This window comes from Herminiimonas contaminans (assembly GCF_015645465.1).
GTDB classification, from domain to species: Bacteria; Pseudomonadota; Gammaproteobacteria; order Burkholderiales; family Burkholderiaceae_D; genus Oxalicibacterium; species Oxalicibacterium contaminans.
Genome location: NZ_JADOEL010000003.1, coordinates 259,092 through 284,116 on the forward strand (window position 1 = coordinate 259,092; position 25,025 = coordinate 284,116).

The window sequence follows — 25,025 nt, forward strand, 5'->3', positions numbered from 1 at the left end:
ATGACGATCAAACTTGAACTCCTTGAAGCCGCTCTGCGCAATGCGCTCGGCGACCAACTTCAAAGCCTGACTCAGGCATTGGGCGAAGTCACCATTGTTGTTAAGTCGCATGACTATGCGTCTGCAATGCGTGTACTGCGTGACCACGCTGACCTGCGCTTTGAAGAAATGATTGATTTGTGCGGTGTCGATTACTCGACATATGGTGATGGTTTGTGGGAAGGCCCGCGCTTCGCTGTGGTTTCGCACTTGCTGTCGATCAAGCATAACTGGCGTGTTCGCGTACGTGTATTCGCCGCTGACGACGAAATGCCGGTAGTCGCATCAATGATCGATATCTGGCCTTCGGCTAACTGGTATGAACGTGAAGCTTTCGACTTCTACGGCATCCTGTTTGAAGGCCACAACGATTTGCGTCGTATCCTGACTGACTACGGTTTCATCGGTCACCCATTCCGCAAAGATTTCCCAGTCTCTGGCTATGTTGAAATGCGTTACGATCCGGAACAAAAACGCGTCATTTATCAACCTGTAACGATAGACCCGCGCGAAAATGTGCCGCGCGTCATTCGTGAAGAACAATACGGGGCGAAATAATGGCCGAAATTAAGAACTACACCCTCAACTTTGGTCCTCAGCATCCTGCCGCGCACGGTGTGTTGCGTCTGGTTCTGGAGCTCGACGGCGAAGTTATCCAGCGTGCTGATCCGCATATCGGCCTGTTGCACCGTGCGACAGAAAAGCTGGCTGAGCAAAAAACCTATCTGCAATCCGTGCCTTACATGGATCGCCTCGATTACGTCTCGATGATGTGTAACGAGCACGCGTATGTGATGGCTATCGAAAAGATGCTGAACATCGAAGTGCCGCTGCGTGCACAGTACATCCGCGTGATGTTCGATGAAATCACCCGTATCCTGAATCACCTGATGTGGCTCGGCGCGCATGCGCTGGACGTTGGTGCGATGGGCGTGTTCCTGTACGCATTCCGCGAACGTGAAGACCTGATGGACTGCTACGAAGCAGTGTCGGGTGCACGTATGCATGCTGCTTACTACCGTCCAGGTGGCGTATATCGCGATCTGCCGGATGCCATGCCGCAACATAAGGCGTCGATCATCCGCAATGCAAAAGCGATCAGCCAGTTGAACGAAAACCGTCAAGGTTCCTTGCTCGACTTCATCGAAGACTTCACCAATCGTTTCCCGACCTATGTCGACGAATACGAAACACTGTTGACCGATAACCGTATCTGGAAACAGCGTCTGGTCGGTATCGGTGTTGTGTCGCCAGAGCGTGCAATGGCCATGGGCTTCACCGGCGCGATGCTGCGTGGTTCGGGCGTTGAGTGGGATCTGCGCAAGAAACAACCATACGAAGTGTATGACCTGATGGACTTCGACGTTCCAGTCGGCACCAACGGCGATTGCTATGATCGTTATCTGGTACGCGTTGAAGAAATGCGTCAGTCGAACCGCATCATCAAGCAATGCGTGGAATGGCTGCGTAACAACCCGGGTCCTGTGATGACGAACAACCACAAGGTTGCGCCGCCATCGCGCGTCGGCATGAAGTCGAACATGGAAGATTTGATTCACCACTTCAAACTGTTCACTGAAGGCTTTCACGTGCCGACAGGTGAGGCATATGCAGCGGTGGAACATCCGAAGGGTGAGTTTGGCGTGTATCTGATTTCGGATGGCGCGAACAAGCCATATCGCATGAAAATCCGCGCACCGGGCTTCCCGCATTTGCAAGGCCTGGATGAAATGGCCAAGGGCCACATGATTGCCGATGCAGTAACCATCATCGGCACACAAGATATTGTGTTTGGTGAGATTGACCGCTAATCGCGGCTCAATATTTGAGGCATAGACATGCTGTTATCAGAGCAAACGTATAAAAAAATCGACCGCGAGGTCGCCAAGTTCCCTCCGGACCAGAAGCAGTCCGCCGTGATGGCTGCGCTGCAGATCGCCCAGGATGAAACCCGTTGGCTGCCGCCTGAAGTCATGCAAGATATTGCAGACTACCTGGGCATGCCTGCGATCGCGGTGCAAGAAGTTGCGACCTTCTACAACATGTACAACACCAAGCCGGTCGGCAAGTACAAGATCTCGGTGTGTACAAATCTGCCATGCCAATTGTCTGGCGGCGAGAAGGCTGCGCATTACCTGAAACATAAACTCGGTATCGATTATCGCGAAACCACGGATGATGACCTGTTCACCCTGGTTGAAGGCGAATGCATGGGCGCGTGCGGTGATGCGCCTGTGATGCTGGTCAATAACAAGCGTATGTGCAGCTTTATGTCGGATGACAAAATCGACGCCCTGGTAGAGGAATTGAAGAAATGACCAGTCTGCATAATCGTCATATCAAGCCATTGATTTTCGCTGGCCTCACCGGTGATAACTGGGGCCTGGAAGAGTATGTCAAGCGCGGTGGCTACGCTTCGTTGAAGCGCATCCTGAGCGAAGGCATGACCCCTGACCAGGTCATCGCTGAAGTCAAAGCATCGACCCTGCGTGGTCGCGGTGGTGCGGGCTTCCCTAGCGGCCTGAAGTGGAGCTTCATGCCTAAGAATTTCGCGGGCCAAAAATATCTGGTCTGTAATTCAGATGAGGGCGAACCAGGTACTTTCAAGGATCGTGACATTCTTCGTTACAATCCGCATTCCGTGATCGAAGGCATGACCATTGCTGCTTATGCGATGGGTGTCAGCGTTGGTTACAACTACATCCACGGCGAAATTTTCGCTGAGTACGATCGTTTCGAAGAAGCGCTGGAGCAAGCACGCGCAGCTGGCTTCCTGGGCGATAACATTCTGGGTTCGACACACAGCTTCCAACTCCATGCATTCCATGGCTTTGGTGCGTACATCTGCGGTGAAGAAACTGCCTTGCTGGAATCGCTGGAAGGCAAAAAAGGCCAGCCACGCTTCAAGCCGCCTTTCCCTGCAAGCTACGGTCTGTACGGCAAGCCAACCACGATCAACAACACTGAAACATTTGCTGCAGTACCGTTCATCTTCCAGGTGGGCGCTGAAGCATATGCAGCATTGGGCAAACCGAACAACGGCGGCACCAAGATTTTCTCGGTATCCGGCGACGTCGAGCGTCCAGGCAACTACGAAATCCCATTGGGTACACCGTTTGCTGAATTGCTGGAGCTCGCCGGTGGCGTGCGCGGCGGTAAAAAGCTCAAGGCTGTGATCCCTGGTGGTTCGTCGGTGCCGGTAGTGAAGGGCGACCTGATGATGGCTACCGATATGGATTATGATTCGGTCGCGAAAGCAGGTTCGATGCTGGGTTCGGGTGCTGTCATCGTGATGGATGAAACACGTTGCATGGTCAAAGCGCTGTTGCGACTGTCTTACTTCTACTTTGAAGAGTCCTGCGGTCAGTGCACACCTTGCCGCGAAGGTACTGGTTGGTTGTATCGCATGGTGCATCGTATCGAGAACGGTCAAGGCCGTCCGGAAGATATCGATATGCTGAATTCGGTCGCCGACAATATTCAGGGTCGTACCATCTGCGCACTTGGTGATGCAGCTGCGATGCCTGTACGCGCAATGATTCAGCAGTTCCGTGAAGAATTTGTATATCACATTGAGCATAAACATTGCTTGGTGCCCGCTTACATTTAGCCGATCACTTCGTTTAGCAGCACAAACCTAGTGAGAACACTGAAGTCAACAAAAGCAAAGCCATGGTTGAAATCGAAATAGACGGTAAAAAAGTCGAAGTGAAAGAAGGCAGCATGGTGATGGACGCTGCCAATAAGCTTGGCACTTACATCCCACACTTTTGTTACCACAAAAAATTGTCCATCGCGGCGAACTGCCGTATGTGCCTGGTAGAGGTTGAAAAAGCACCTAAGCCATTGCCAGCCTGTGCGACTCCTGTCGCCCAAGGCATGATCGTCCGCTCCAATAGCGAGAAGGCCGTCAAAGCGCAAAAAGGCGTGATGGAATTCCTCCTGATTAATCACCCGCTCGATTGCCCTATCTGCGATCAAGGTGGCGAATGCCAATTGCAGGATCTGGCAGTCGGCTACGGCGACTCTTCTTCGCGTTACGAAGAAGAAAAACGCGTAGTAGCGCCGAAAGATGTCGGCCCGCTGATCTCGATGAAAGAGATGAGCCGTTGCATCCACTGCACACGCTGCGTCCGTTTCGGCCAGGAAGTTGCAGGCGTGATGGAATTCGGTATGTTGAATCGCGGTGAGCACGCAGAAATCACTTCCTTCGTTGGCAAAACTGTAGACTCCGAATTGTCGGGCAACATGATCGATCTGTGCCCGGTCGGCGCGTTGACATCGAAGCCGTTCCGCTACAGCGCCCGTACCTGGGAATTGTCGCGTCGCAAATCAGTCAGCCCACACGATAGCCTCGGTGCAAACCTGATCGTGCAAGTTAAAGCTGGCAAAGTCATGCGCGTGCTGCCGTTGGAAAACGACGACGTCAATGAATGCTGGATTTCGGATAAGGATCGCTTCGCCTATGAAGGCTTGAACAGCGAAGACCGTCTGACCAGCCCGATGATCAAGCAAGACGGCAAATGGCAGGAAACTGACTGGCAAACCGCCCTGGAATACGTTGCGCACGGTCTGCGTAACATCAAGCACGAACACGGTGCTGACTCCATCGCTGCGTTGGCTACGCCGTACTCGACACTGGAAGAAATGTCGCTGTTGCAAAAACTGGTGCGTGGCATCGGTTCGGAAAACATCGACTTCCGCCTGCGCCAATCCGACTTCTCGCTGGATGCTGGTGTTACTCCTTGGCTCGGCATGTCGATCGCAGAGTTCGGTGCATTGAAACGTGCATTCGTCATCGGTTCCTTCCTGCGCAAAGATCACCCATTGCTGGCAGCGCGTCTGCGCCAGGCAGTGAAGCAGGGCGCCAGCGTCAGCATCTTGCACGCAAGCGACGACGACCTGTTGATGCCAGTTGCAAACAAAATGATCAAGGCACCGTCGGATTGGTTGTCGGCCCTGAGCGAAGTCGTTGCTGCCGTGGCACAAGCCAAAGGCATCTCGGCACCAGCCGGTTTCGACGCGATCCAGCCTTCGGCTGAAGCGAAACAAATCGCAGCCAGCCTGTTGTCCGGTGAGCCTAAGGCAGTCTTGTTGGGTAATGCAGTATTGCAGCACCCACAGGCAGCGAAATTGCACGCAGCAGCACAATGGATTGCACAAAACACCGAAGCCAAGTTCGGCTTCCTGACCGAAGCAGCCAACAGCGTTGGTGGCTATCTGGTCAATGCAGTTCCAGGTGCCAACGGTGCTAACGCAGCGCAAGCATTTGCGCAGCCACGTAAAGCATACGTTTTGCTGAACGCAGAACCAGAACTCGACAGCTTCAACCCGCAAGTAGCACGTGCTGCGTTGAACCAGGCTGAAATGGTTGTTGTGATGTCTGCATACAAGCACGGCAATGATTTTGCTGACGTCTTGTTGCCGATCGCACCGTTCTCCGAAACCTCGGGTACTTTCGTCAACTGCGAAGGTCGTGCACAAAGCTTCAACGGTACCGTCAAGCCTCTGGGCGACACACGTCCGGCATGGAAAGTATTGCGCGTACTCGGTAACCTGCTGGAACTGAGCGGTTTCGACTACGAAACATCGGAAGCTATCCGCAATGAAATCATCGGTGCGAACGCTCCTGCAGATGCAAACCTGGTACCACGTCTGAACAACCTCGGCAAAGCAGCGCCGCAGGCAGAAGTCGCTGCAGCTGGCTTGCAACTGGAACGCGTTGCTGATGTATCGATTTACGCAACTGACGCGATCGTACGTCGCTCGCTGCCTCTGCAACAGACCAACGACGGTGCTGCACCTAAGGCATGGTTGTCGGCTGATCTGGCAGGCAAGCTCGGCGTCGCGGCTGGTGATCAGGTCAAGGTAACGCAAGGTGCGGGTAGTGCAGTGCTGGTTGCCGCCATCGATGCGAAGTTGCCGGTTAATGTGGTGCGCGTAGCGGCAGGACATCAGTCCACAGCCGGTCTGGGCGCGATGTTTGGTTCTATCAGCGTGGAGAAAGCGTAATGGATCAATTGTTTGCATCCATCCACGCGACGGGTCAATCTTTCCTTGGATACTATTGGCCGTTAGTTTGGAATCTGGTCAAAATTATTGCAGTTGTCGCGCCATTGATGGGTGCCGTAGCTTATTTGACTTTGTGGGAACGTAAGGTCATCGGCTGGATGCACGTGCGTCATGGCCCCAACCGTACCGGTCCTGCAGGTTTGCTGCAACCGATCGCCGACGGCGTCAAACTCTTGCTGAAAGAGATTGTTGTTCCGGCCAAGTCGAGCAAAGCTTTGTTCGTCATTGCTCCTATCATGACTATCATGCCGGCACTGGCCGCATGGGCTGTGATTCCGTTCGGACCAGAAACCGTATTGGCCGACGTCAATGCAGGTTTGCTGTTCGTGATGGCGATTACTTCGCTGGAAGTATATGGCGTGATCGTCGCAGGCTGGGCATCGAACTCCAAGTACGCTTTCCTCGGTGCGATGCGTGCATCGGCACAAATGATTTCGTATGAAATCGCGATGGGCTTCGTGTTGGTGATCATCCTGATGGTTACCGGCAGCATGAACCTGACGACTATCGTGAACTCGCAAAACACTGGTCGCTTTGCCGAGATGGGCCTGACTTTCCTGTCGTGGAACTGGTTGCCATTGCTGCCTATGTTCTTCATCTACATTATCTCGGGTACGGCTGAACTGAACCGCCATCCGTTTGACGTGGTTGAGGGCGAATCGGAAATCGTTGCCGGTCACATGGTTGAATACTCAGGTATGTCGTTCGCGATGTTCTTCCTGGCTGAATACGCCAACATGTGGTTGATCTCGATCATGGCTACCCTGATGTTCCTGGGCGGCTGGACATCGCCGATCGATATGGCGCCGTTCACCTGGGTACCAGGCTGGATCTGGTTGGGTCTGAAGACCTTGATGGTCGTAACCATGTTTATCTGGTTCCGTGCATCGTTCCCACGCTATCGCTACGATCAAATCATGCGTTTGGGTTGGAAAGTGTTTATCCCACTGACACTCGTTTATCTGTTGATCGTCGCGATCTGGATGAAGACTCCGTGGAATATCTGGAATTAATGCAGCAGGGCTGAGCAAAAAGGGAAGCCAAGATGGAAGCAATTAAGGATTTTTTCGGTAGCTTGATGCTGCGCGAGCTCTTCAAAGGGCTGGCGCTGACAGGTCGCTACATGTTTGCACGCAAAATTACCGTGCAGTTCCCGGAAGAGAAGACTCCGCAGTCGCCACGTTTCCGTGGTTTGCATGCGCTGCGTCGTTATCCGAACGGGGAAGAGCGTTGCATCGCATGTAAGTTGTGCGAAGCAGTGTGTCCTGCAATGGCAATCACGATCGAATCGGACCAGCGTGAAGACGGCACCCGCCGTACCACCCGTTACGACATCGATCTGACCAAATGTATTTTCTGCGGCTTCTGCGAAGAGTCGTGCCCGGTCGATTCGATCGTGGAAACACATATTCTGGAATACCACGGCGAGAAGCGCGGCGACTTGTACTACACCAAGGAAATGTTGCTGGCAGTAGGTGATCGCTACGAACCAGAAATCGCAGCAGCACGCACCGCCGACGCGGCCTATCGTTGATTTAATAGTATGGGTCGCTGTTACTGGCTGACCTCTTGCTGACTTTTTGCTGATTTTTAGACTGCTTATGGAATTTACAACTGTCTTGTTCTACGTGTTTTCAGCGATACTCGTACTCGCTGCTATACGCGTTATCACCGAATCGAATCCGGTTCACGCGGCGCTGTTCCTCGTGCTCTCATTCTGTTCGGCTGCTGCACTGTGGATGTTGCTCAAAGCTGAGTTCCTGTCCATCGTACTGATCCTGGTCTATGTCGGTGCGGTTATGGTGCTGTTCCTGTTTGTGGTCATGATGGTTGACATCAAGCTCACCAAACTGCGTGAAGGTTTCTGGGGTTACCTGCCATTGGCAGCAACCATCGGTGTCGTGATCGTGCTGGAAATGGCAGCGGTATTGTTCCGCGGCTTCTGGCGCTCGCATACCCAAGTCCCTGAAGTGTCGTCGACCATCGGCAACGCCAAGGAATTGGGCAAACTGATCTACACCGACTATCTGTATGCGTTTGAGATTGCAGCGGTGCTGTTGTTGGTCGGTATGATCGCGGCAGTGGCGTTGACCATGCGCAAACGTAAAGACAGCAAGTACTTCGCTCCTGGCGACGCAGTTCGAGTTAAAGCCAGCGATCGTTTGCGTGTCGTAAAAATGAAGGCGGATTCCGCTCGCGCCAATGGCGATTCACCAGCTGCTCCTGCAGCAGAACAAAAGTAAGGGGAGTGTTGTGGAGTTATCGCTCGTACATTACCTGATTCTTGGCGCGATTTTGTTCGCGATCTCGATCGTTGGTATTTTTCTGAATCGTAAGAACATCATCATCTTGTTGATGGCTATCGAATTGATGCTGTTGGCGGTGAATATGAATTTCGTCGCTTTCTCCTATTTCCTGGGTGATGCAGCCGGTCAGATTTTTGTTTTCTTCATCTTGACGGTGGCTGCTGCTGAAGCTGCGATTGGTCTTGCCATTTTGGTTTCCATGTTCCGTACTCTGGATACCATCAATGTCGAAGATCTTGACGGCCTCAAAGGCTAATCCCAAAAAATAACGATAAGGTTCACTCATGGCGGGGCAACTTAACCCACACCTCCTTCTAGTCGTACCGCTGGCACCACTTGCCGGCTCTATGATTGCTGGATTGTTCGGTACAAAATTTTTCGGTAACTTGATCGGTCGCAAGACGTCGCATACTGTGACGATCCTGGGCGTTCTGATTTCTTTCATCTTGTCATTGCACACGATGTCGCTGGTGTTGGATGGTGCGACTTTCAATGGCAACCTGTACACATGGATGACGGTCGTCGGGCTCAAGCTTGAAGTCGGTTTCCTGGTCGATAGCCTGACCGCGATGATGATGTGCGTCGTGACCTTCGTGTCGCTGATGGTGCACATCTACACGATCGGCTATATGGAAGAAGACGAAGGCTACAACCGCTTCTTCTCGTACATCTCGCTGTTTACGTTTGCGATGTTGATGCTGGTCATGAGCAACAACTTCCTGCAACTGTTCTTCGGTTGGGAAGCAGTGGGTCTGGTTTCTTACCTGCTGATCGGCTTCTGGTACACCAAGCCAACTGCTATCGTGGCGAACATGAAGGCTTTCCTGGTCAACCGTGTCGGTGACTTTGGCTTCATCCTCGGTATCGGCCTGTTGCTGGCGTACGCTGGTTCGATGGACTACGCAGAAGTCTTCGCGAAGAAAGAACAACTCGCGACCCTGACCCTGCCTGGTACCGACTGGATGCTGTTGACCGTTGCCTGTATCTGCCTGTTCATCGGCGCGATGGGTAAATCGGCGCAGTTCCCGCTGCACGTCTGGCTGCCTGACTCGATGGAAGGCCCGACCCCGATTTCCGCACTGATCCACGCGGCGACCATGGTTACCGCAGGTATCTTCATGGTGGCTCGCATGTCGCCACTGTTTGAATTGTCGGATACCGCCTTGTCCTTCGTATTGATCATCGGTTCGATCACTGCGCTGTTCATGGGCTTCCTGGGCATTATCCAGAACGATATCAAGCGCGTGGTTGCTTACTCGACCCTGTCGCAACTGGGTTACATGACTGTTGCACTGGGCGCGTCTGCTTACTCGGTTGCTGTATTCCACCTGATGACCCACGCGTTCTTCAAGGCTTTGCTGTTCCTTGCCGCGGGTTCTGTCATCATTGGTATGCACCACGATCAGGACATCCGCAACATGGGTGGCTTGCGTAAATACATGCCGATTACCTGGATCACTTCCTTGCTGGGTTCGCTGGCATTGATCGGTACACCGTTCTTCTCGGGTTTCTACTCGAAGGACAGCATCATCGAAGCAGTGCACGCAACCACTCTGTTTGGTTCCGGTTTTGCTAACTTCGCTGTATTGGCTGGTGTATTCGTTACGGCGTTCTACTCGTTCCGTATGTACTTCCTGGTATTCCACGGTGAAGAGCGTTTCGGTAAAGAACACGCACACCATGACGACCATGCACATGCTAAAGCTGCTCACGCTGACCACGGTCACGATGATCATGCACATGACGCGCATGATGACCATGGCCATGACGAACACCACGGTCTGGCCCCAGGTCAGAAGCCGCACGAGTCGCCTTGGGTTGTTACCTTGCCGCTGATCTTGTTGGCGATACCATCGGTATTGATCGGTTTCTTCGCGATCCAGCCTATGTTGCACGGCGACTTCTTCAAGGGCGTGATCACCGTCAGCGATACACACGGTGCGATGGCTGAGTTGAAAGAACACTTCCATGGCGCAGTAGCAATGGCGATCCACGGTGTGTCGACCGCGCCGTTCTGGCTGGCACTGGCTGGTGTTGTGACTGCCTACTATTGCTACATGATCAATCCGCGTGTACCAGCATGGTTCTATAAGCACTTCCATGCTCTGCACACGCTGCTTGAGAACAAGTACTACATGGACAAATTCAATGAAGTTGTCATCGCTGGCGGTGCACGTCTGCTGGGTGGTGGCTTGTCCAAGGTCGGTGATAAGACATTGATTGATGGCCTGATTGTTAACGGTAGTGCCAAAGTAGTAGCTTGGTCCTCCCGCGTGATCCGTGTATTCCAAAGTGGCTACATTTATCACTACGCATTTGTCATGATTCTCGGCATGCTGGGTTTACTGAGTTATTTCGTGATATTCCCGTTGTTCGCCAAATAAGTTAGCGAAATAAAGTAAATAAAAACATGATGCAGTCAACTTTTCCCCTCTTGAGTCTCGCGATCTGGCTACCAATCGCGTTCGGTGTGTTCATCCTGGCCGTAGGCCGTGATACCAATCCAAACGCGGTGCGCGTCCTGTCGCTGTTTGGTTCTATCGTCAGCTTCCTCGTGACTTTGCCTATCGTGGCAAAGTTCGACAATGCCGCTCACGGCATGCAGTTCGTCGAGAAGCTGAAATGGATCGACATTTTCAACATTAACTACTCGCTGGGCGTAGACGGCCTGTCGATGTGGTTCGTCATCCTGACTGCCTTCATTACGATTTTCGTCGTGATCGCAGCATGGGAAGTGATTGAAAAGCGCGTGGCTCAGTACATGGGTGCCTTCCTGATCCTGTCCGGTCTGATGATCGGCGTGTTCAGCGCATTGGATGGCGTACTGTTCTATGTATTCTTTGAATCGACACTGATCCCGATGTTCATCATCATCGGTGTATGGGGTGGTGCGAACCGTGTTTACGCTTCGATCAAGTTTTTCCTCTACACTTTCTTCGGTTCGTTGTTGATGCTGGTGGCATTGCTGTACCTGTACTTCAAGTCCGGCCACAGCTTTGACATCCTGGCATGGCACACATTGCCGTTGCCTATGGATGCACAGATCCTGATCTTCCTGGCATTCCTGATGGCGTTTGCGGTCAAGGTTCCGATGTGGCCAGTACATACATGGTTGCCTGATGCCCACGTGGAAGCACCTACCGGTGGTTCCGTCGTACTGGCAGCGATCATGCTGAAACTCGGTGCATACGGCTTCCTGCGTTTCTCGTTGCCGATCACACCAGACGCCAGCCACTACCTGTCGGGCTTCATGATTACTTTGTCGCTGATCGCTGTTATCTACATCGGTCTGGTCGCTCTGGTACAAACCGACATGAAAAAGCTGGTTGCTTATTCGTCGATTGCACACATGGGCTTCGTTACCCTCGGCTTCTTCATGTTTAACGACATGGCAGTGCAGGGCGGTATCGTACAAATGATTTCGCACGGTTTCGTATCCGGCGCAATGTTCCTGTGTATCGGTGTCCTGTACGACCGCATGCATACCCGTAACATCGCTGACTACGGTGGCGTTGTGAATGTCATGCCTAAGTTCGCTGCATTCTTCGTACTGTTCTCGATGGGTAATGCAGGCTTGCCAGCAACCTCCGGTTTCGTCGGCGAATTCATGGTTATCCTGGGTGCAGTCAAATTCAATTTCTGGATAGGCCTGCTGGCAGCAACCGCTCTGATCCTGGGTGCAGCGTACTCGCTGTGGCTGGCTAAACGCGTGATCTTTGGTGCTATCACCAATCACCACGTGTCTGAGATGAAAGATCTGAACAAACGTGAATTCCTGATGTTGGGCCTGTTGGCTATCGCTGTATTGGCGATGGGTCTGTACCCAGCTCCATTCACCGATGCGATGCAAACTTCGGTTACTGACCTGCTGAAGCACGTCTCGATCTCGAAACTGAATTAATAAACGCCGCGACCGCGAAAGTAAACGCACAAGAACTGCGACAAAATGAATAATTTGAATCTGATACCCGTCCTTCCTGAAATATTCCTGGCAATTGCGATTTGCGCAATTTTGCTGATTGACTTGTTTCTGAAGGACGAGAAACGCCACATCACTTACGTGCTGTCGATTATTGCATTGCTGGTTTGCGGTGTGCTTAGCCTGTCTGACTTCAATACAGGTGCGACTGTCTACACCTTCAACAATATGTTCGTCTCGGATCCGATGTCGAGCTTGTTGAAGATCTGTTCGTATGTTGCAGTTGGCCTGACACTGATTTACTCGCGCCAATACGGTCTGGACCGTGAAATGGTAAACGGCCGCCTCGGCGGTGAGTTCTACCTGCTTGCGCTGTTCTCGCTGCTGGGTCAGATGGTCATGATCTCGGCCAACAACTTCCTGATCATCTACCTGGGTCTGGAACTGATGTCCTTGTCGCTGTACGCACTGGTTGCTATGCGTCGTGACCACGCGGTCTCGACAGAAGCGGCGATGAAGTACTTCATCCTGGGTGCGCTGGCTTCCGGTTTCCTGTTGTACGGTATCTCGATGTTGTACGGCGCGACCGGTTCGCTCGACCTGACCGAAGTGGCACGTGCTACTGCGGCTGGTACTGTGAACAAACCTATCCTGATCTTCGGCCTGGTATTCCTGGTCTCTGGTCTGGCGTTCAAACTGGGCGTGGTACCGTTCCACATGTGGGTACCTGACGTTTATCAAGGTGCACCTACATCGGTGACCCTGTTGCTGGGTGGTGCGCCTAAACTGGCTGCATTCGCAATTACCATCCGTTTGCTGGTGGAAGGCTTGCCAGCACTGGCGATCGACTGGCAGCAAATGCTGACCATCCTGGCTGTACTGTCGATGGCGATCGGTAACGTTACTGCGATCGTGCAAACGAATATCAAGCGCATGCTGGCGTATTCGACGATTTCGCAAATGGGCTTCATCCTGCTCGGTTTGTTGTCCGGCGTGGTGGTTGGTGCTGATGGCACCACTACCAACGGTTACAGCGCAGCGATGTTCTACTCGATCACCTACGTGCTGACTACCCTGGGCATCTTCGGCGTCATCATGTTGTTGTCGCGTGCCGGTTTCGAAGCTGAAAACATCGACGACTTCAAAGGCCTGAACCAACGCAGCCCATGGTTCGCGCTGGTTACACTGATGCTGATGTTCTCGTTGGCAGGTGTGCCTCCAGTCGTCGGCTTCTACGCCAAGCTGTCGGTATTGCAAGCTGTATTGAGCACAGGCCAAATCTGGCTGGCGATCGTAGCGGTATTGTTCTCGCTGATCGGTGCTTACTACTACCTGCGTGTGGTCAAAGTCATGTACTTCGACGAGCCACTGGATAACTCCAAGATCGTGGTCAGCAAGGACGTTAGTGTTGCACTGAGCATCAACGGCGCATCCTTGCTGGTGCTCGGCCTGGTGCCGGGTCCTTTGATGACAGCTTGTGCTGCTGCTATCGTCAAGACGCTCGCGTCCTGATCTGTCACTGAGTGGATGTCTCGCTTGCCAGCTGGTTTGTGATTTTGTTGGCGCTATTCAGCGCCAACCTTCCATTCTTCAATGAACGGCTGTTCGCCGTTCTCCCCTTGTCTTCTTCCAGTAAGCCGGTCTGGCTGCGTCTGATCGAACTGTTCGTCCTGTATCTGGTCGTCGGTTTGGTCGCACGCGGACTGGAATCCCGCATCGGCAGTGTGTTCCCACAAGGCTGGGAATTTTTCGCTGTGACCAGCTGTCTATTTATTGTGCTGGCCTATCCAGGCTTTGTCATGCGCTATATGCGCAAGCGTCATCACTGACAGACTTTACTGACATCTTTCCCACATCGGCTTCCTCCCGGCCGCCGAGTGCCTACCGGAGCTGCAGATGGATAATCACCTTAAAGAAATTCGCATCGACAGCACGCTTGCCTACGACGGTCATTTCCTGAAAGTACAACGCGATACCGTGCGTCTGCCGAATGGCCAGCCGACTACGCGTGAGTACATCAAGCATCCAGGTGCGGTAGTGGTCCTGCCTTTGTTTGATGACGGCAAAGTGCTGATGGAACGGCAGTTCCGCTATCCTATCGATCGCGTCTTCATCGAATTCCCGGCCGGTAAGATAGATGCGGGGGAGGAGCCGCTGGCCTGTGCAAAACGTGAATTACTGGAAGAGACCGGTTATACCGCGACTGACTGGCAGTTCGTCTGCACCATACACAATGCAATCGCTTATGCCGACGAGCATCTGGATTTATATCTGGCGCGCGGCCTGACGGCTGGTGAGCGCAAGCTGGATGACGAGGAATTCCTCGATATCTTTACGCTGGGTGCAGATGAATTACCTGGCTTGATACGCGAAGGAAAGATCACCGACGTGAAAACCGTGATCGGGGCATTCTGGCTGGAGAAGATCATCAGCGGGGAATGGAAGCTTTGAGTTGATCACTATGTGATGCAAAATAAAAAAGCCGCTGAAAAGCGGCTTTTTGTTTTTACATATTCGAATAGTTGGGACCGCCGCCACCTTCAGGTGTGACCCACACGATGTTTTGCGTCGGGTCCTTGATGTCGCAGGTTTTGCAATGCACGCAGTTTTGCGCATTGATTTGCAAACGGTCGTCACCGGCATCTGTTTTGACGAATTCATACACTCCGGCCGGGCAGTAGCGTGCTTCAGGACCCGCATACTCTGCCAGGTTAACCTGTACCGGTACATTCGGATCTTTCAGTGTCAAGTGGATAGGCTGGTCTTCGCTGTGGTTGGTATTCGAGATAAATACCGATGACAGTCTGTCGAAGGTCAGCTTGTTATCCGGCTTAGGATAAGCAATAGGCTGGAACTCGGAGGCTGGACGCAAACAAGTGTGGTCAGCGTGTGTGTTACGCAGGGTCCACGGTGCCTTGCCGCGGAAGATGAGCTGGTCTATGCCTACCATTAGAGATCCGGTGTACAAGCCTTTGCTCATAAACGGTTTGAAGTTGCGTGCGACGTGCAGCTCTTCATGCAACCAGGATTGTTTGAAGGCGATAGGGTAGTCGCTCAACTCATCAGCCTGACGACCTTCACCCAGGGCAACGAAAGCCGCGTCGGCCGCCATCATGCCGCTTTTCATCGCCGCGTGGCTGCCCTTGATGCGGCTGGCGTTGAGGAAGCCGGCGTCGCAACCGATCAGTGCCCCACCGGCAAACACCAGCTTGGGCAGCGATTGCAAGCCGCCCGCAGTGATGGCGCGCGCACCGTAGGAGATACGTTTGCCACCGACGAAGAAGCGGCTGATTTCCGGATGCGTTTTGTAGCGCTGGAATTCTTCAAATGGCGATAGGTAAGGATTGTCATAGCCGAGACCGACCACATAACCGACTGCGACCTGATTGTCTTCCAGATGGTAGAGGAAGGAGCCGCCATAGGTATCGCTGGCGAGTGGCCAGCCTGCGGTGTGGATCACCAGGCCAGGTTGATGCAGGGCCGGATCGATTTCCCACAATTCCTTGATGCCGATGGCATAGGTTTGTGGTGCCTTGCCTTCATTCAAATTGAATTTTTCCATCAACTGCTTGCCGAGGTGGCCACGCGAGCCTTCGGCAAACAAGGTGTACTTGGCATGCAACTCCATCCCCAACTGGAACGATGCGGTAGGCTCACCAGCGCGATTCACGCCCATATTGCCGGTCGCTACGCCTTTGACCGAGCCATCGTCGTTGTACAGGATTTCAGCAGCCGGGAAGCCTGGGAATACTTCCACGCCCAGTGCTTCGGCTTGCTGCCCCAGCCAGCGCACTACGTTGGCCAGTGAGACCACGTAATTGCCGTGGTTCTGGAAGCAGGCTGGTAACAGGAAGTTGGGTGTCTTGTAGGCTTTTTTCTCGCTCAGGAACAGGAAGCGGTCTTCGCTTACAGCTGTATTCAAAGGTGCGCCGAGTTCCTTCCAGTCGGGAAACAGTTCGGTGATCGCTTGCGGATCCATCACGGCGCCGGACAGGATATGCGCACCCAGTTCGCCGCCTTTTTCCAGGATGCAGACGGATACTTCAGTATTTTTTTCAGCGGCTAGTTGTTTGAGGCGTATCGCCGCAGCAAGGCCTGCAGGGCCGCCGCCGACGATCACGACGTCGTATTCCATCGCTTCACGCGGGCCGTATTGTTCGAGCAGGCTGGAATCGGAAGTTTGGGTATTGGTCATTGTTTATTGCAGTCTAAATATCTTTCACGCGGAAGCCGATATTGTCCCTTGTTTTAGCGGCAATACGAAGGGCAAAAACACGCATTACTGCGCTTTCGTGTAATCATAACGCGTAAGTCATGCATTTTTATTTGCAGTGCGTCAACAATCAGGGGAATTCAGTGGGTATAGAAGTCAATTTTGAGGGCAAGGTAGCCCTTGTTACCGGTGCTTCCAGTGGTCTGGGTGCACGTTTTGCAAAAGTATTGGCGATGGCGGGTGCGCAGGTCATCTTGGCCGCACGTCGGGTCGATCGCCTGAAAGAATTGCGCGCCGAGATCGAAGCTGAAGGCGGAGCCGCCCAGGTCGTCAGCCTGGATGTCACTGATTACGCCAGCATCAAGTCCGCAATCGCGCATGCCGAAACTGAAACTGGCGCGATTGATATCCTGGTTAACAACTCCGGCGTCTCGGCCAGCCAGCGCCTGGTTGATGTGACGCCGGAAGATTATGCCCACATGATGGACACCAACCAGCGTGGCGCATTTTTCGTCGCGCAGGAAGTCGCGAAACGCATGATAACCCGCTACAAAGGCGATCCCAAAAAGCAGCACCGCATTATCAACATCGGTTCGGTTGCAGGTTTGCGCGTGGTACCGGAACTGGGTCTGTATTGCATCAGCAAGGCTGCCGTGGTGCACATGACCAAAGCGATGGCGCTGGAGTGGGGCAAGTTTGGTATTAACGTTAATGCCATTTGTCCCGGCTATATCGGCACCGAAATAAATGCTGACTATTTTAAGAGTGAACAAGGCCAACAAGTACTGGAAATGTTGCCACGCAAACGCATAGGAAAACCCGAGGATCTGGATGGTTTGTTGCTGTTGCTGGCGGCTGAGGAATCGCACTTTATCAACGGTGCCATCATGACTGCTGACGATGGCATGAGCGTGCAGTAATTCTGATGTCAAAGATTTCCATCTGACCGGCTTCAGATGGAAATCAGTGTTCGTTTCATTTCTTCAAGTGGTAGGTCAGGGCTGCGGCTATACAGATAGCCACTGCATCTTGCGGCGGCTCGTCTTCCAGTTTGAGGATCAGGGCACGGTTACCCTGGAATGCGAAGTCATGTGGAAACATGGTCCGGAACATTGCGACCAAACTGGTCTGGCAATGAAAGTACATTGCGTAGTTCAGTGGATCCTTTGCTTTCCAGTCCATACGTATCGTCGTGCCCGCCTTGTTTTTTCCGATGTAGGCCGGCTCGCCCCATTTCAGCGATTCTTCCAGTTCACCGACCCCGTCCGTATTTTCCGCCGTCTGAAAAATCAGTTCACGCAGGTCTAGCAAGCGCCGACGTGCCTTGGCTGGGTATGCGTCAAATTTGGCCTGGACCTGATGATGCGCAAAGGGTTTCACGATGAAGCGCTCGGTGACGATCAGACGCTTACTGCCACTTCCCGCCTTGAGCCTGGCATCCCGATTTGGTAGAGGCTAAAGTCTTGGGGTCGCGTTTGTAATAGTGGCTGCTTAAAGGTTGCCCAAAGAATCCCACGCAGACGCCTTGTGCCTGGGCCGGGCAAGCTGCCATATAGGTCGTCTTGGCAGGTGGCCCGCCGAATGCTGCCGTCGCTTGCGACAGGCTATTGCAGGTTTCGACGAATTGCCCATGTGGGATGCCATTGTTTTGCAAACAATCCTTGATCTCTGTTTTTTCGCCTGCGACGGTGAAGCTGCCTTCCATCAGGCAAGCTTTTTGTTGCGCCATGGCGAGGAGGGGGAAAGCGAGGGTGAATATCGCAACAAGGCGAAGAGAACCAGGATTCGTGTGCATTTATCGGCTCCAGTCTTTGGGCAAAGGAGAAGGGCAGGATACAAGAACGCAGTAGCAAAAGGATGATCTCTACTAGCGTTTAATTTTATATTTGACGCGCCACGCCGAGCAAGCGGTTCACCAATTCACTGGATGTGGTTGCGGTGAATTTCCGCATCAGCTTGGCCCGGTGCATTTCCACCGTGCGCGGACTGAGGCCGATTTGCTTGGCGATCAGTTTGCTGGTTTTGCCGTCTACTAGCAGCGCGGCAATTTCACGCTCACGTGGTGTCAGTTCGGCCGTGACCGGACGTTTCTCACTCAAATCTTCAAAAGTCCAGATGCCGGCAGCATGCGGGTCTTCGCTATGCAGCGCCCGTCCGCTCACATGGCACCAGAATAATTGCCCGTCTGCACGCTTCATGATGCGCTCGTCCGAATAACAACCCTTGGCATTCATGATGGGAACGATGCGGGCGCCGGTCCGCTCAAATTCCACATAACTTGGGTAGAGCTGCGCGAATGAGAGTCCGTTCAGCGCGCCATGCTCATAGCCAAACATCACCGCCAGCGCGTGATTGCAGTCATGCATGACGCGATGTTGCGATATGCACATGCCGATAGGCGCATGCCGGAATATGCTTTCATAATCGATGTCTGCGCGTTCATTCATGCCGGATTCAGCCTTCATTCCTCGTAGTTCTACGGTATTGTGACTATGACAGCGCCGCCGTATGCTGGCAGATGCACTTTTGTTGTTCCGTTGCGGTTTACTCTACACAAAGAAGGGTGCCTATGAACAAAGTTTATCCTGATGCGGCTTCCGCACTGGCGGATATAGTCCGGGACGGACAAACCATCGCGGTCGGCGGTTTTGGACTGTGCGGTATCCCGGAAGCCCTGATTGCCGCCTTACGCGACTCCGGTGTGCAAAACCTGACCGCTATTTCCAATAATGCCGGGGTGGACGATGCCGGTCTGGGCCAGTTACTGCAAACACGCCAGATCAAGAAAATGATTGCCTCCTATGTAGGTGAAAACAAGGAATTCGAACGCCAGTACCTGGCCGGCGAACTGGAATTGGAATTCACGCCGCAAGGAACACTGGCCGAAAAATTGCGCGCTGGTGGTGCAGGCATACCTGCTTTTTTTACTAAAACCGGTGTCGGTACCGTGGTTTCTGAAGGTAAGGATGTGCGCGAATTTGATGGCGAAAAATACGTGATGGAACGATCGCTGGTTGCGGATGTGTCGATAGTCAAAGCGTATATGGCAGACAAGGCCGGTAACCTCGTTTATCGCCGTACCGCGCGCAACTTCAATCCGAATGTGGCGATGGCCGGGAAAATCACCGTGGTCGAAGTCGAAAAGCTGGTCGAGATCGGCGAAATCGATCCGGATCACGTGCACACACCGGGCATCTTCATACACCGCATCGTGCTGAATGCACATCCGCAGAAGCGGATAGAGCAACGCACCCTGCGTGCAAGCTAATCAACACGGAGACATCACATGGCCTGGACCCGGGAAGAAATGGCAGCGCGTGCAGCGCAGGAATTACAGGACGGTGCTTACGTCAACCTCGGCATAGGCTTGCCGACGCTGGTGGCGAATTACGTGCCGGACGATATCCATGTCTGGTTGCAATCGGAGAATGGCTTGCTCGGCATTGGACCGTTCCCGACTGAAGATGAAATCGATCCCGACCTGATCAATGCCGGCAAGCAGACGGTCACTTCCTTGCCTGGTTCATCTTATTTCAGTTCGGCCGATTCCTTCGGCATGATACGGGGCGGCAAAATCGATATCGCCTTGCTGGGAGCGATGCAGGTATCCGCACAAGGCGACCTTGCGAACTGGATGATCCCCGGCAAAATGGTAAAGGGCATGGGCGGTGCGATGGACCTGGTTGCAGGTGTCAAACGTATCGTGGTATTGATGGAGCATGTGGCGCGTGCTAAGGACGGTACGGTATCGCACAAGATATTGCCGCAATGCAGCCTGCCGTTGACGGGTGTTGCGGTGGTCGATCGCATCATCACTGATCTGGGTGTGATGGATGTGACACCGCAAGGTTTGCAGTTAGTCGAATTGGCGACAGGTGTCACGCTGGAAGAAATCCAGGCCGGCACCGGCGTACCGCTGGATAGCAGCAAGCTGCAATAACGCTGAGAGCAGGGCGCTGGACTTATTGTGCAGTCCAGCCGCCATCCATATTCCACGCAGCACCACGCACCTGTACTGCAGCCTCACTGCAGAGGAATACAGCGAGCGCACCCAATTGCTGCGGCGTGACAAATTCGCCGGACGGCTGCTTCTCTGAAACCAGATCCTTCTTCGCTGCCTCGTCCGACAAACCTTCACGGGTGGCGCGCGCATCCACTTGCTTCTGCACCAGCGGCGTCAAAACCCAGCCCGGACATATCGCATTGCAGGTAATGCCAGTATGCGCCATCTCCAGTGCTGTTACTTTGGTCAGGCCGACGATGCCGTGCTTGGCTGCGACATAAGCTGATTTCTGTACCGAGCCGACCAGTCCATGTACGGATGCGATGTTGATGATGCGGCCCCAGTTCTTCGCCTGCATCATAGGCAGTGCGAGGCGGGTAGTGTGGAAAGCGGAGGACAGGTTGATGGCGATGATGGCATCCCATTTTTCAACCGGAAAGTCTTCTATGGTTTCGGTATGCTGGATACCTGCATTGTTGACGAGGATGTCAACAGCCCCAAACTGCTCGGCAGCAAAGGCCATCATGGCGGCGATTTCTGCCGGTTTCGACATGTCTGCCGGATGATGCACACACTTGACGCCATGCTTGCGCATCAATGCTGCTTGCAGTGTCTTGATCTCATTCGCATCACCGAAACCGTTGAGCACGATATCGGCACCTTGCTGCGCCAGTGCCTGCGCAATTCCCAATCCTATGCCCGAAGTCGAGCCGGTTACCAGCGCGGTCTTGCCGTGTAGAGGAGCTTTTTGCATGGTCTGCCTTTCAATCTGAAAGTTTCTGCGTAGCGATCTTTGGTAAGATTCTACGCGTAAGCGCAAAAAAAGAAGCAATAAAGAGACAAGAAATCAACAAGAGAAAACCGCAATTGTCGCGCACCACGCGCCGACTACCTGATGGCGAGACATATGACCCAGCTACAAATCAAGTCCGTGCAATGCCTTTCCCCGACTGGCTTGCATCAAATGGCATACAAGGAATGGGGCGATAGTAACAATCCCAAAACACTGGTTTGCGTGCATGGCCTGAGCCGTGTTTCCGACGATTTCGACATGCTGGCGCAAGAGCTGGCCCGTGATTATCGCGTGATCTGTCCGGATGTGGTCGGACGTGGTCGCTCCGGTCGCCTGCTGGATCCGCAGTACTACCAGATTCCACAATACGTCAGCGATATGGTGACATTGATCGCGCGCCTCGGTGTAAGTGAGCTGCACTGGCTGGGAACATCGCTGGGTGGCGTAATAGGCATGGCACTTGCATCACTGCCTGCGAATCCGATACGCCGACTGATACTGAATGATATCGGTCCGGAAATGGATGCGGTGGCCCTGGCACGGATAGGTGAATACGTTGGCAAGGATGTACGCTTCGCAACTTTTGATGAGGCATGGAATTATGTGCGGGCAATTTCGCTGTCCTTTGGTCAGCATAGTGATCCGCAGTGGCGCAAGCTGGCGGCGGACGTGATGCATCAGGATGCCGACGGGCAATGGGTGTTTACATACGATCCCGGGATTGCTGTGCCATTCAAGGCAACTACCGTGCATAGCGTGCAGGCAGACACCCAGCGTCTGTGGGCTGCCTACGATGCCATTACCTGTCCGACGCTGGTGATACGTGGTGCCGAGTCGGATTTGTTGTCGAACCAAACAGTGCAGGCGATGTCACAACGCGGGCCGAAAGCACAAATTGTCGAGTTGCCAGGGGTAGGCCACGCGCCGACTTTCCTGCATGCAGACCAGATTGCAATCGCGAAGAATTTTTTGCTGGCTTGATATTTCCAGGTCGGTTTTTATATTGGATACATGATGAACATTACACGCTTGCACATAGGCGATACGCTGTCCGAAGTGGCGATACACAACGGCACGGTATACTTGGCGGGACAAATCGCCGAAGACACGACACAAAACATCCAGGGGCAGACCCGCGAAGTGCTGGGTCATATTGACCGTCTGCTGGCGGAAGCGGGCAGCGACAAGACGCGTATTTTGTCGTGTCAGATTTTTGTTGCCGACGTCAAGGATTTTGACGGGATGAATGAAGCGTGGAACGAGTGGGTGCCGGAAGGCCACACGCCGCCGCGCGCCACAGTGGGTGCGCAGTTTCCTGATCCTAAGCGCCTGGTAGAGATAATTGTAGTTGCAGCATCTTCTTAGGTTTTAAATGGTTTCCTTAGCTTCATCACAGAGCGATACGCAAGAGCTACTTCGCTCTGGTTTGACCGAACACGACAGTGCGCGCGTGATGGATGCGCTCGCCTTCGTCAAACCGATTTATAGCGGTAAAAATGTCTCGGCCGGACAGGATGCATTTGAAAGTGAACAGGATACCTTCGAGTTTGCGCAAGGCGTCGCCACTGTTCTCTCTCAATTGGAAACTGATGCCGATACCCGGATTGCAGCCTTGTTGTTCGAGTTGGCAACCGTTGACCCGGCCGCGGCCGAGAAGATAGAAGAGCGCTTCGGTACGGAAGTAAATAATCTGGTGCAGGGTGTGCGGCAATTGATGCGTCTGCACGAAGTCACCTTCGTCCAGCATGAAGCTGCCCGCAGCAAGAATGCGGCGCAGGAAGCAGCAGCGCAACTCGAAGTCGTACGCAAGATGTTGCTGGCGATGGCATCCGATATGCGCGTGGTGCTGGTGCGTCTCGGCACCCGCGTGACCACGCTGCGCTATTTCGCTGATAACAAGGTACAGAACGAACGTTCGAAACAATATGCACGTGAGACTTTCGATCTCTATGCACCGCTGGCTAACCGTCTCGGCGTGTGGCAGCTGAAATGGGAGCTGGAAGATTTATCTTTCCGTTTCCTGCAGCCGGAAGCCTACAAACGCATAGCCTCGCAACTCGAAGAAAAGCGCGTCGAGCGCGAAGCCTTCATCGCCAACGCGATCAAACGTTTGCAATCGGAAATGGCCGCTGCCGGTATCAAGGCGGAAGTCTTTGGTCGCCCCAAACATATCTTCAGTATCTGGAGCAAATTGCGCGGCAAGGCGATCGAGTTTTCCGATCTGTATGACGTACGCGCATTCCGCGTGATCGTCGACGATGTGAAAACCTGCTACACGGTGCTGGGCATCATCCACAACATCTGGGCGCCAATACCGGAAGAATTCGACGACTACATTTCGCGCCCGAAACCGAATGGCTATCAATCGCTGCACACCATCGTCATTGCAGAGGACGGACGTCCGCTCGAAGTGCAGGTGCGCACCAACGATATGCACGACTTCGCCGAGTATGGCGTAGCCGCACACTGGCGTTACAAGGAATCCGGCGGTTCGAACTTCTCCGGGCAAAAGTACGACGAAAAGATTGCCTGGTTGCGCCAGTTGCTGGCGTGGAAAAGCGAGGTGGTTGATACCGTCGTCGGACAGGAAGAAGTGCACCGCGACTGGGTCGAGAAACTCAAGTCGGCGACGCTGGATGATCGCATCTATGTCTTGACGCCGCAGGCGCGCGTGATCGAATTACCAAATGGCGCGACGCCTATCGACTTTGCCTATCACTTGCACAGCGATGTCGGACATCGCTGCCGTGGTGCGCGTGTCGATGGCGTATTGGTACCGTTGAATACTGTGCTGAAGAACGGCCAGACCGTAGACATCATTACCGCCAAGGGCGTTAGCACCGTGACCGGTACTGTCGGTCCGTCGCGTGACTGGCTGTCACCTGGCTATGCGGCAAGCTCGCGTACCCGCGCCAAGGTGCGCGCATGGTTCAATGCGATCGATATGCAAGAGACCTTGTCGCATGGTCGTGGCCTGGTGGAAAAAACCTTGCAGCGCGAAGGTAAAACAGCTGTCAACCTTGAAGAACTGGCGCACAAGCTGGGCTTCTCCAAGGTAGATGATCTCTTCCTGGCGGTGGGCAAGGATGAGTTCAGCCTGCGTACGGTAGAGCAGGCCCTGCACGGCGAAGATCCGAATGCTGCCGAACCGGAAGATGCGGTCATCCCGCGCAAGAGCCGTGCGTCCAGCGTGGTGCATGGCGCCAAGTCCGGCGTGCTGGTGGTCGGCACCGATGGCTTGATGACGCAATTGGCAAAGTGCTGCAAACCGGCACCGCCGGATGAAATCGTCGGTTTCATTACGCGTGGCAAAGGTGTGTCCATCCATCGTGCCGATTGCAAGAATTTCGTCGAGATGCGCAACAAGGCACCGGAGCGTGTGATCCAGACTGCCTGGGGCAGGCCGGAGTCGGCCACTGTGTATCCGGTCGACATCTTCGTGCTGGCCGGCGACCGGCAAGGCTTGCTGCGCGACATCTCGGATATTTTCCTGCGTGAAAAAATCAATGTGATCGGCGTCAGCACGCAAAGCGTGAAAGGGCAGGCACGTATGGCCTTTACTGCAGAAATTGCTTCGACCGCGCAATTGCAGAAAGCGCTGAACGTGATCCGCGAAGTCAGCGGTGTGCTGGAAGCCAAGCGGCATTGATGAGCTGTTTTTCGCTGGCGAAATCAAATGG

General features: G+C 53.5%; 25 protein-coding genes. 20 read left to right on the forward strand and 5 right to left on the reverse strand.

Annotated features, from left to right (window positions below; all coding sequences use genetic code 11):
* From IXC47_RS05735 to IXC47_RS05800, 14 genes are all read left to right on the forward strand, one after another.
* Positions 1-597, forward strand: a complete 597-nt coding sequence (locus tag IXC47_RS05735) for an NADH-quinone oxidoreductase subunit C (protein ID WP_175626706.1) — start codon at positions 1-3, stop codon at positions 595-597.
* Positions 597-1,850: an NADH-quinone oxidoreductase subunit D gene (locus IXC47_RS05740; protein ID WP_175626707.1), complete on the forward strand. Its 1,254-nt coding sequence runs from the start codon at positions 597-599 to the stop codon at positions 1,848-1,850. The genes IXC47_RS05735 and IXC47_RS05740 overlap by 1 nt, the downstream gene beginning before the upstream one ends.
* Before the next feature lie 27 nt (positions 1,851-1,877).
* Positions 1,878-2,357: an NADH-quinone oxidoreductase subunit NuoE gene (nuoE, locus tag IXC47_RS05745; protein ID WP_175626708.1), complete on the forward strand. Its 480-nt coding sequence runs from the start codon at positions 1,878-1,880 to the stop codon at positions 2,355-2,357.
* The gene (gene nuoF / locus IXC47_RS05750; protein ID WP_175626709.1) at positions 2,354-3,649 is read left to right on the forward strand and encodes an NADH-quinone oxidoreductase subunit NuoF; all 1,296 of its coding nucleotides are present in this window, start codon (positions 2,354-2,356) and stop codon (positions 3,647-3,649) included. Before nuoE ends, nuoF begins: the two co-directional genes overlap by 4 nt.
* A 62-nt stretch (positions 3,650-3,711) precedes the next feature.
* Complete coding sequence (gene nuoG / locus IXC47_RS05755) at positions 3,712-6,051, forward strand: NADH-quinone oxidoreductase subunit NuoG (RefSeq protein WP_175626710.1); 2,340 nt, start codon at positions 3,712-3,714, stop codon at positions 6,049-6,051.
* Positions 6,051-7,124, forward strand: coding sequence for an NADH-quinone oxidoreductase subunit NuoH (gene nuoH / locus IXC47_RS05760; protein WP_124574999.1), 1,074 nt, complete (start codon positions 6,051-6,053; stop codon positions 7,122-7,124). Before nuoG ends, nuoH begins: the two co-directional genes overlap by 1 nt.
* Positions 7,125-7,156: 32 nt before the next feature.
* Entirely contained in the window at positions 7,157-7,645 is a 489-nt protein-coding gene (gene nuoI, locus IXC47_RS05765; RefSeq protein WP_012079326.1) for an NADH-quinone oxidoreductase subunit NuoI, read from the forward strand.
* A 67-nt stretch (positions 7,646-7,712) separates the two neighbouring features.
* Positions 7,713-8,354 carry an NADH-quinone oxidoreductase subunit J gene (locus tag IXC47_RS05770; RefSeq protein ID WP_175626711.1) on the forward strand — a complete coding sequence of 214 codons (642 nt, stop codon included), beginning with the start codon at positions 7,713-7,715 and terminating at the stop codon, positions 8,352-8,354.
* Positions 8,314-8,673, forward strand: a complete 360-nt coding sequence (gene nuoK, locus IXC47_RS05775) for an NADH-quinone oxidoreductase subunit NuoK (protein WP_175626712.1) — start codon at positions 8,314-8,316, stop codon at positions 8,671-8,673. The genes IXC47_RS05770 and nuoK overlap by 41 nt, the downstream gene beginning before the upstream one ends.
* 28 nt (positions 8,674-8,701) lie before the next feature.
* A complete protein-coding gene (gene nuoL / locus IXC47_RS05780) occupies positions 8,702-10,801 on the forward strand; it encodes an NADH-quinone oxidoreductase subunit L (RefSeq protein ID WP_175626713.1) in 2,100 nt (699 codons plus the stop codon).
* A 26-nt stretch (positions 10,802-10,827) separates the two neighbouring features.
* Complete coding sequence (locus tag IXC47_RS05785; protein WP_175626714.1) at positions 10,828-12,318, forward strand: NADH-quinone oxidoreductase subunit M; 1,491 nt, start codon at positions 10,828-10,830, stop codon at positions 12,316-12,318.
* 45 nt (positions 12,319-12,363) lie between these two features.
* On the forward strand, positions 12,364-13,848 hold the full coding sequence (gene nuoN / locus IXC47_RS05790; protein ID WP_195874955.1) for an NADH-quinone oxidoreductase subunit NuoN: 1,485 nt from the start codon (positions 12,364-12,366) through the stop codon (positions 13,846-13,848).
* An 11-nt stretch (positions 13,849-13,859) separates the two neighbouring features.
* Complete coding sequence (locus IXC47_RS05795; protein WP_175626716.1) at positions 13,860-14,165, forward strand: DUF2818 family protein; 306 nt, start codon at positions 13,860-13,862, stop codon at positions 14,163-14,165.
* A 67-nt stretch (positions 14,166-14,232) separates the two neighbouring features.
* Positions 14,233-14,787 carry an NUDIX domain-containing protein gene (locus tag IXC47_RS05800; protein ID WP_175626717.1) on the forward strand — a complete coding sequence of 185 codons (555 nt, stop codon included), beginning with the start codon at positions 14,233-14,235 and terminating at the stop codon, positions 14,785-14,787.
* A 55-nt stretch (positions 14,788-14,842) separates the two neighbouring features.
* Here the strand turns inward: IXC47_RS05800 and IXC47_RS05805 are convergent, their stop codons facing one another.
* The gene (locus IXC47_RS05805) at positions 14,843-16,531 is read right to left on the reverse strand and encodes an electron transfer flavoprotein-ubiquinone oxidoreductase (RefSeq protein WP_230089411.1); all 1,689 of its coding nucleotides are present in this window, start codon (positions 16,529-16,531) and stop codon (positions 14,843-14,845) included.
* A gap of 161 nt (positions 16,532-16,692) precedes the next feature.
* Between IXC47_RS05805 and IXC47_RS05810 the strand changes: the two genes are divergently transcribed.
* Positions 16,693-17,469, forward strand: a complete 777-nt coding sequence (locus IXC47_RS05810; RefSeq protein WP_175626871.1) for an SDR family oxidoreductase — start codon at positions 16,693-16,695, stop codon at positions 17,467-17,469.
* 55 nt (positions 17,470-17,524) lie between these two features.
* Here the strand turns inward: IXC47_RS05810 and IXC47_RS05815 are convergent, their stop codons facing one another.
* The 3 genes from IXC47_RS05815 to IXC47_RS05825 all read right to left on the reverse strand — a co-directional run bounded on the left by IXC47_RS05815 (position 17,525) and on the right by IXC47_RS05825 (position 19,014).
* A complete protein-coding gene (locus IXC47_RS05815) occupies positions 17,525-17,929 on the reverse strand; it encodes a DUF1801 domain-containing protein (protein ID WP_195874956.1) in 405 nt (134 codons plus the stop codon).
* A 28-nt stretch (positions 17,930-17,957) separates the two neighbouring features.
* Positions 17,958-18,344, reverse strand: a complete 387-nt coding sequence (locus IXC47_RS05820; protein WP_195874957.1) for a hypothetical protein — start codon at positions 18,342-18,344, stop codon at positions 17,958-17,960.
* A gap of 85 nt (positions 18,345-18,429) precedes the next feature.
* The gene (locus IXC47_RS05825; RefSeq protein WP_230089413.1) at positions 18,430-19,014 is read right to left on the reverse strand and encodes a LuxR C-terminal-related transcriptional regulator; all 585 of its coding nucleotides are present in this window, start codon (positions 19,012-19,014) and stop codon (positions 18,430-18,432) included.
* Between the two features lie 104 nt (positions 19,015-19,118).
* Between IXC47_RS05825 and IXC47_RS05830 the strand changes: the two genes are divergently transcribed.
* Together IXC47_RS05830 and IXC47_RS05835 are read left to right on the forward strand one after the other, a co-directional pair.
* Positions 19,119-19,817 carry a CoA transferase subunit A gene (locus IXC47_RS05830; RefSeq protein WP_175626721.1) on the forward strand — a complete coding sequence of 233 codons (699 nt, stop codon included), beginning with the start codon at positions 19,119-19,121 and terminating at the stop codon, positions 19,815-19,817.
* Positions 19,818-19,835: 18 nt separating this feature from the next.
* Positions 19,836-20,489, forward strand: coding sequence for a CoA transferase subunit B (locus IXC47_RS05835; protein WP_175626722.1), 654 nt, complete (start codon positions 19,836-19,838; stop codon positions 20,487-20,489).
* Positions 20,490-20,511: 22 nt separating this feature from the next.
* Here the strand turns inward: IXC47_RS05835 and IXC47_RS05840 are convergent, their stop codons facing one another.
* A complete protein-coding gene (locus tag IXC47_RS05840; RefSeq protein WP_195874958.1) occupies positions 20,512-21,306 on the reverse strand; it encodes a 3-hydroxybutyrate dehydrogenase in 795 nt (264 codons plus the stop codon).
* Positions 21,307-21,459: 153 nt separating this feature from the next.
* On the opposite strand from IXC47_RS05840, the gene IXC47_RS05845 reads away from it, so the two are divergent.
* From IXC47_RS05845 to IXC47_RS05855, 3 genes are read left to right on the forward strand one after another with little or no spacing between them, the layout of a single operon-like run.
* Entirely contained in the window at positions 21,460-22,326 is an 867-nt protein-coding gene (locus IXC47_RS05845; protein ID WP_195874959.1) for an alpha/beta fold hydrolase, read from the forward strand.
* Positions 22,327-22,359: 33 nt separating this feature from the next.
* Complete coding sequence (locus IXC47_RS05850; protein ID WP_195874960.1) at positions 22,360-22,710, forward strand: RidA family protein; 351 nt, start codon at positions 22,360-22,362, stop codon at positions 22,708-22,710.
* 7 nt (positions 22,711-22,717) lie between these two features.
* Positions 22,718-24,994, forward strand: coding sequence for a RelA/SpoT family protein (locus IXC47_RS05855; protein WP_195874961.1), 2,277 nt, complete (start codon positions 22,718-22,720; stop codon positions 24,992-24,994).
* Positions 24,995-25,025 lie beyond the last annotated feature (31 nt).

Excerpts from the sequence above, each read along its gene's own strand:
- IXC47_RS05840 (WP_195874958.1), bottom strand. The coding sequence starts at position 21,306 with ATGCAAAAAGCTCCTCTACACGGCAAGACCGCGCTGGTAACCGGCTCG.
- IXC47_RS05820 (WP_195874957.1), bottom strand. The coding sequence starts at position 18,344 with ATGCACACGAATCCTGGTTCTCTTCGCCTTGTTGCGATATTCACCCTC.
- IXC47_RS05845 (WP_195874959.1), top strand. The coding sequence starts at position 21,460 with ATGACCCAGCTACAAATCAAGTCCGTGCAATGCCTTTCCCCGACTGGC.
- IXC47_RS05825 (WP_230089413.1), bottom strand. The coding sequence starts at position 19,014 with ATGAAGGCTGAATCCGGCATGAATGAACGCGCAGACATCGATTATGAA.
- IXC47_RS05805 (WP_230089411.1), bottom strand. The coding sequence starts at position 16,531 with ATGACCAATACCCAAACTTCCGATTCCAGCCTGCTCGAACAATACGGC.
- IXC47_RS05830 (WP_175626721.1), top strand. The coding sequence starts at position 19,119 with ATGAACAAAGTTTATCCTGATGCGGCTTCCGCACTGGCGGATATAGTC.
- nuoG (WP_175626710.1), top strand. The coding sequence starts at position 3,712 with ATGGTTGAAATCGAAATAGACGGTAAAAAAGTCGAAGTGAAAGAAGGC.
- IXC47_RS05770 (WP_175626711.1), top strand. The coding sequence starts at position 7,713 with ATGGAATTTACAACTGTCTTGTTCTACGTGTTTTCAGCGATACTCGTA.
- nuoN (WP_195874955.1), top strand. The coding sequence starts at position 12,364 with ATGAATAATTTGAATCTGATACCCGTCCTTCCTGAAATATTCCTGGCA.
- nuoF (WP_175626709.1), top strand. The coding sequence starts at position 2,354 with ATGACCAGTCTGCATAATCGTCATATCAAGCCATTGATTTTCGCTGGC.
- nuoL (WP_175626713.1), top strand. The coding sequence starts at position 8,702 with ATGGCGGGGCAACTTAACCCACACCTCCTTCTAGTCGTACCGCTGGCA.
- IXC47_RS05785 (WP_175626714.1), top strand. The coding sequence starts at position 10,828 with ATGATGCAGTCAACTTTTCCCCTCTTGAGTCTCGCGATCTGGCTACCA.
- nuoE (WP_175626708.1), top strand. The coding sequence starts at position 1,878 with ATGCTGTTATCAGAGCAAACGTATAAAAAAATCGACCGCGAGGTCGCC.
- nuoH (WP_124574999.1), top strand. The coding sequence starts at position 6,051 with ATGGATCAATTGTTTGCATCCATCCACGCGACGGGTCAATCTTTCCTT.
- IXC47_RS05735 (WP_175626706.1), top strand. The coding sequence starts at position 1 with ATGACGATCAAACTTGAACTCCTTGAAGCCGCTCTGCGCAATGCGCTC.
- IXC47_RS05800 (WP_175626717.1), top strand. The coding sequence starts at position 14,233 with ATGGATAATCACCTTAAAGAAATTCGCATCGACAGCACGCTTGCCTAC.
- IXC47_RS05835 (WP_175626722.1), top strand. The coding sequence starts at position 19,836 with ATGGCCTGGACCCGGGAAGAAATGGCAGCGCGTGCAGCGCAGGAATTA.
- IXC47_RS05855 (WP_195874961.1), top strand. The coding sequence starts at position 22,718 with ATGGTTTCCTTAGCTTCATCACAGAGCGATACGCAAGAGCTACTTCGC.
- IXC47_RS05850 (WP_195874960.1), top strand. The coding sequence starts at position 22,360 with ATGAACATTACACGCTTGCACATAGGCGATACGCTGTCCGAAGTGGCG.
- nuoK (WP_175626712.1), top strand. The coding sequence starts at position 8,314 with ATGGCGATTCACCAGCTGCTCCTGCAGCAGAACAAAAGTAAGGGGAGT.
- IXC47_RS05740 (WP_175626707.1), top strand. The coding sequence starts at position 597 with ATGGCCGAAATTAAGAACTACACCCTCAACTTTGGTCCTCAGCATCCT.
- nuoI (WP_012079326.1), top strand. The coding sequence starts at position 7,157 with ATGGAAGCAATTAAGGATTTTTTCGGTAGCTTGATGCTGCGCGAGCTC.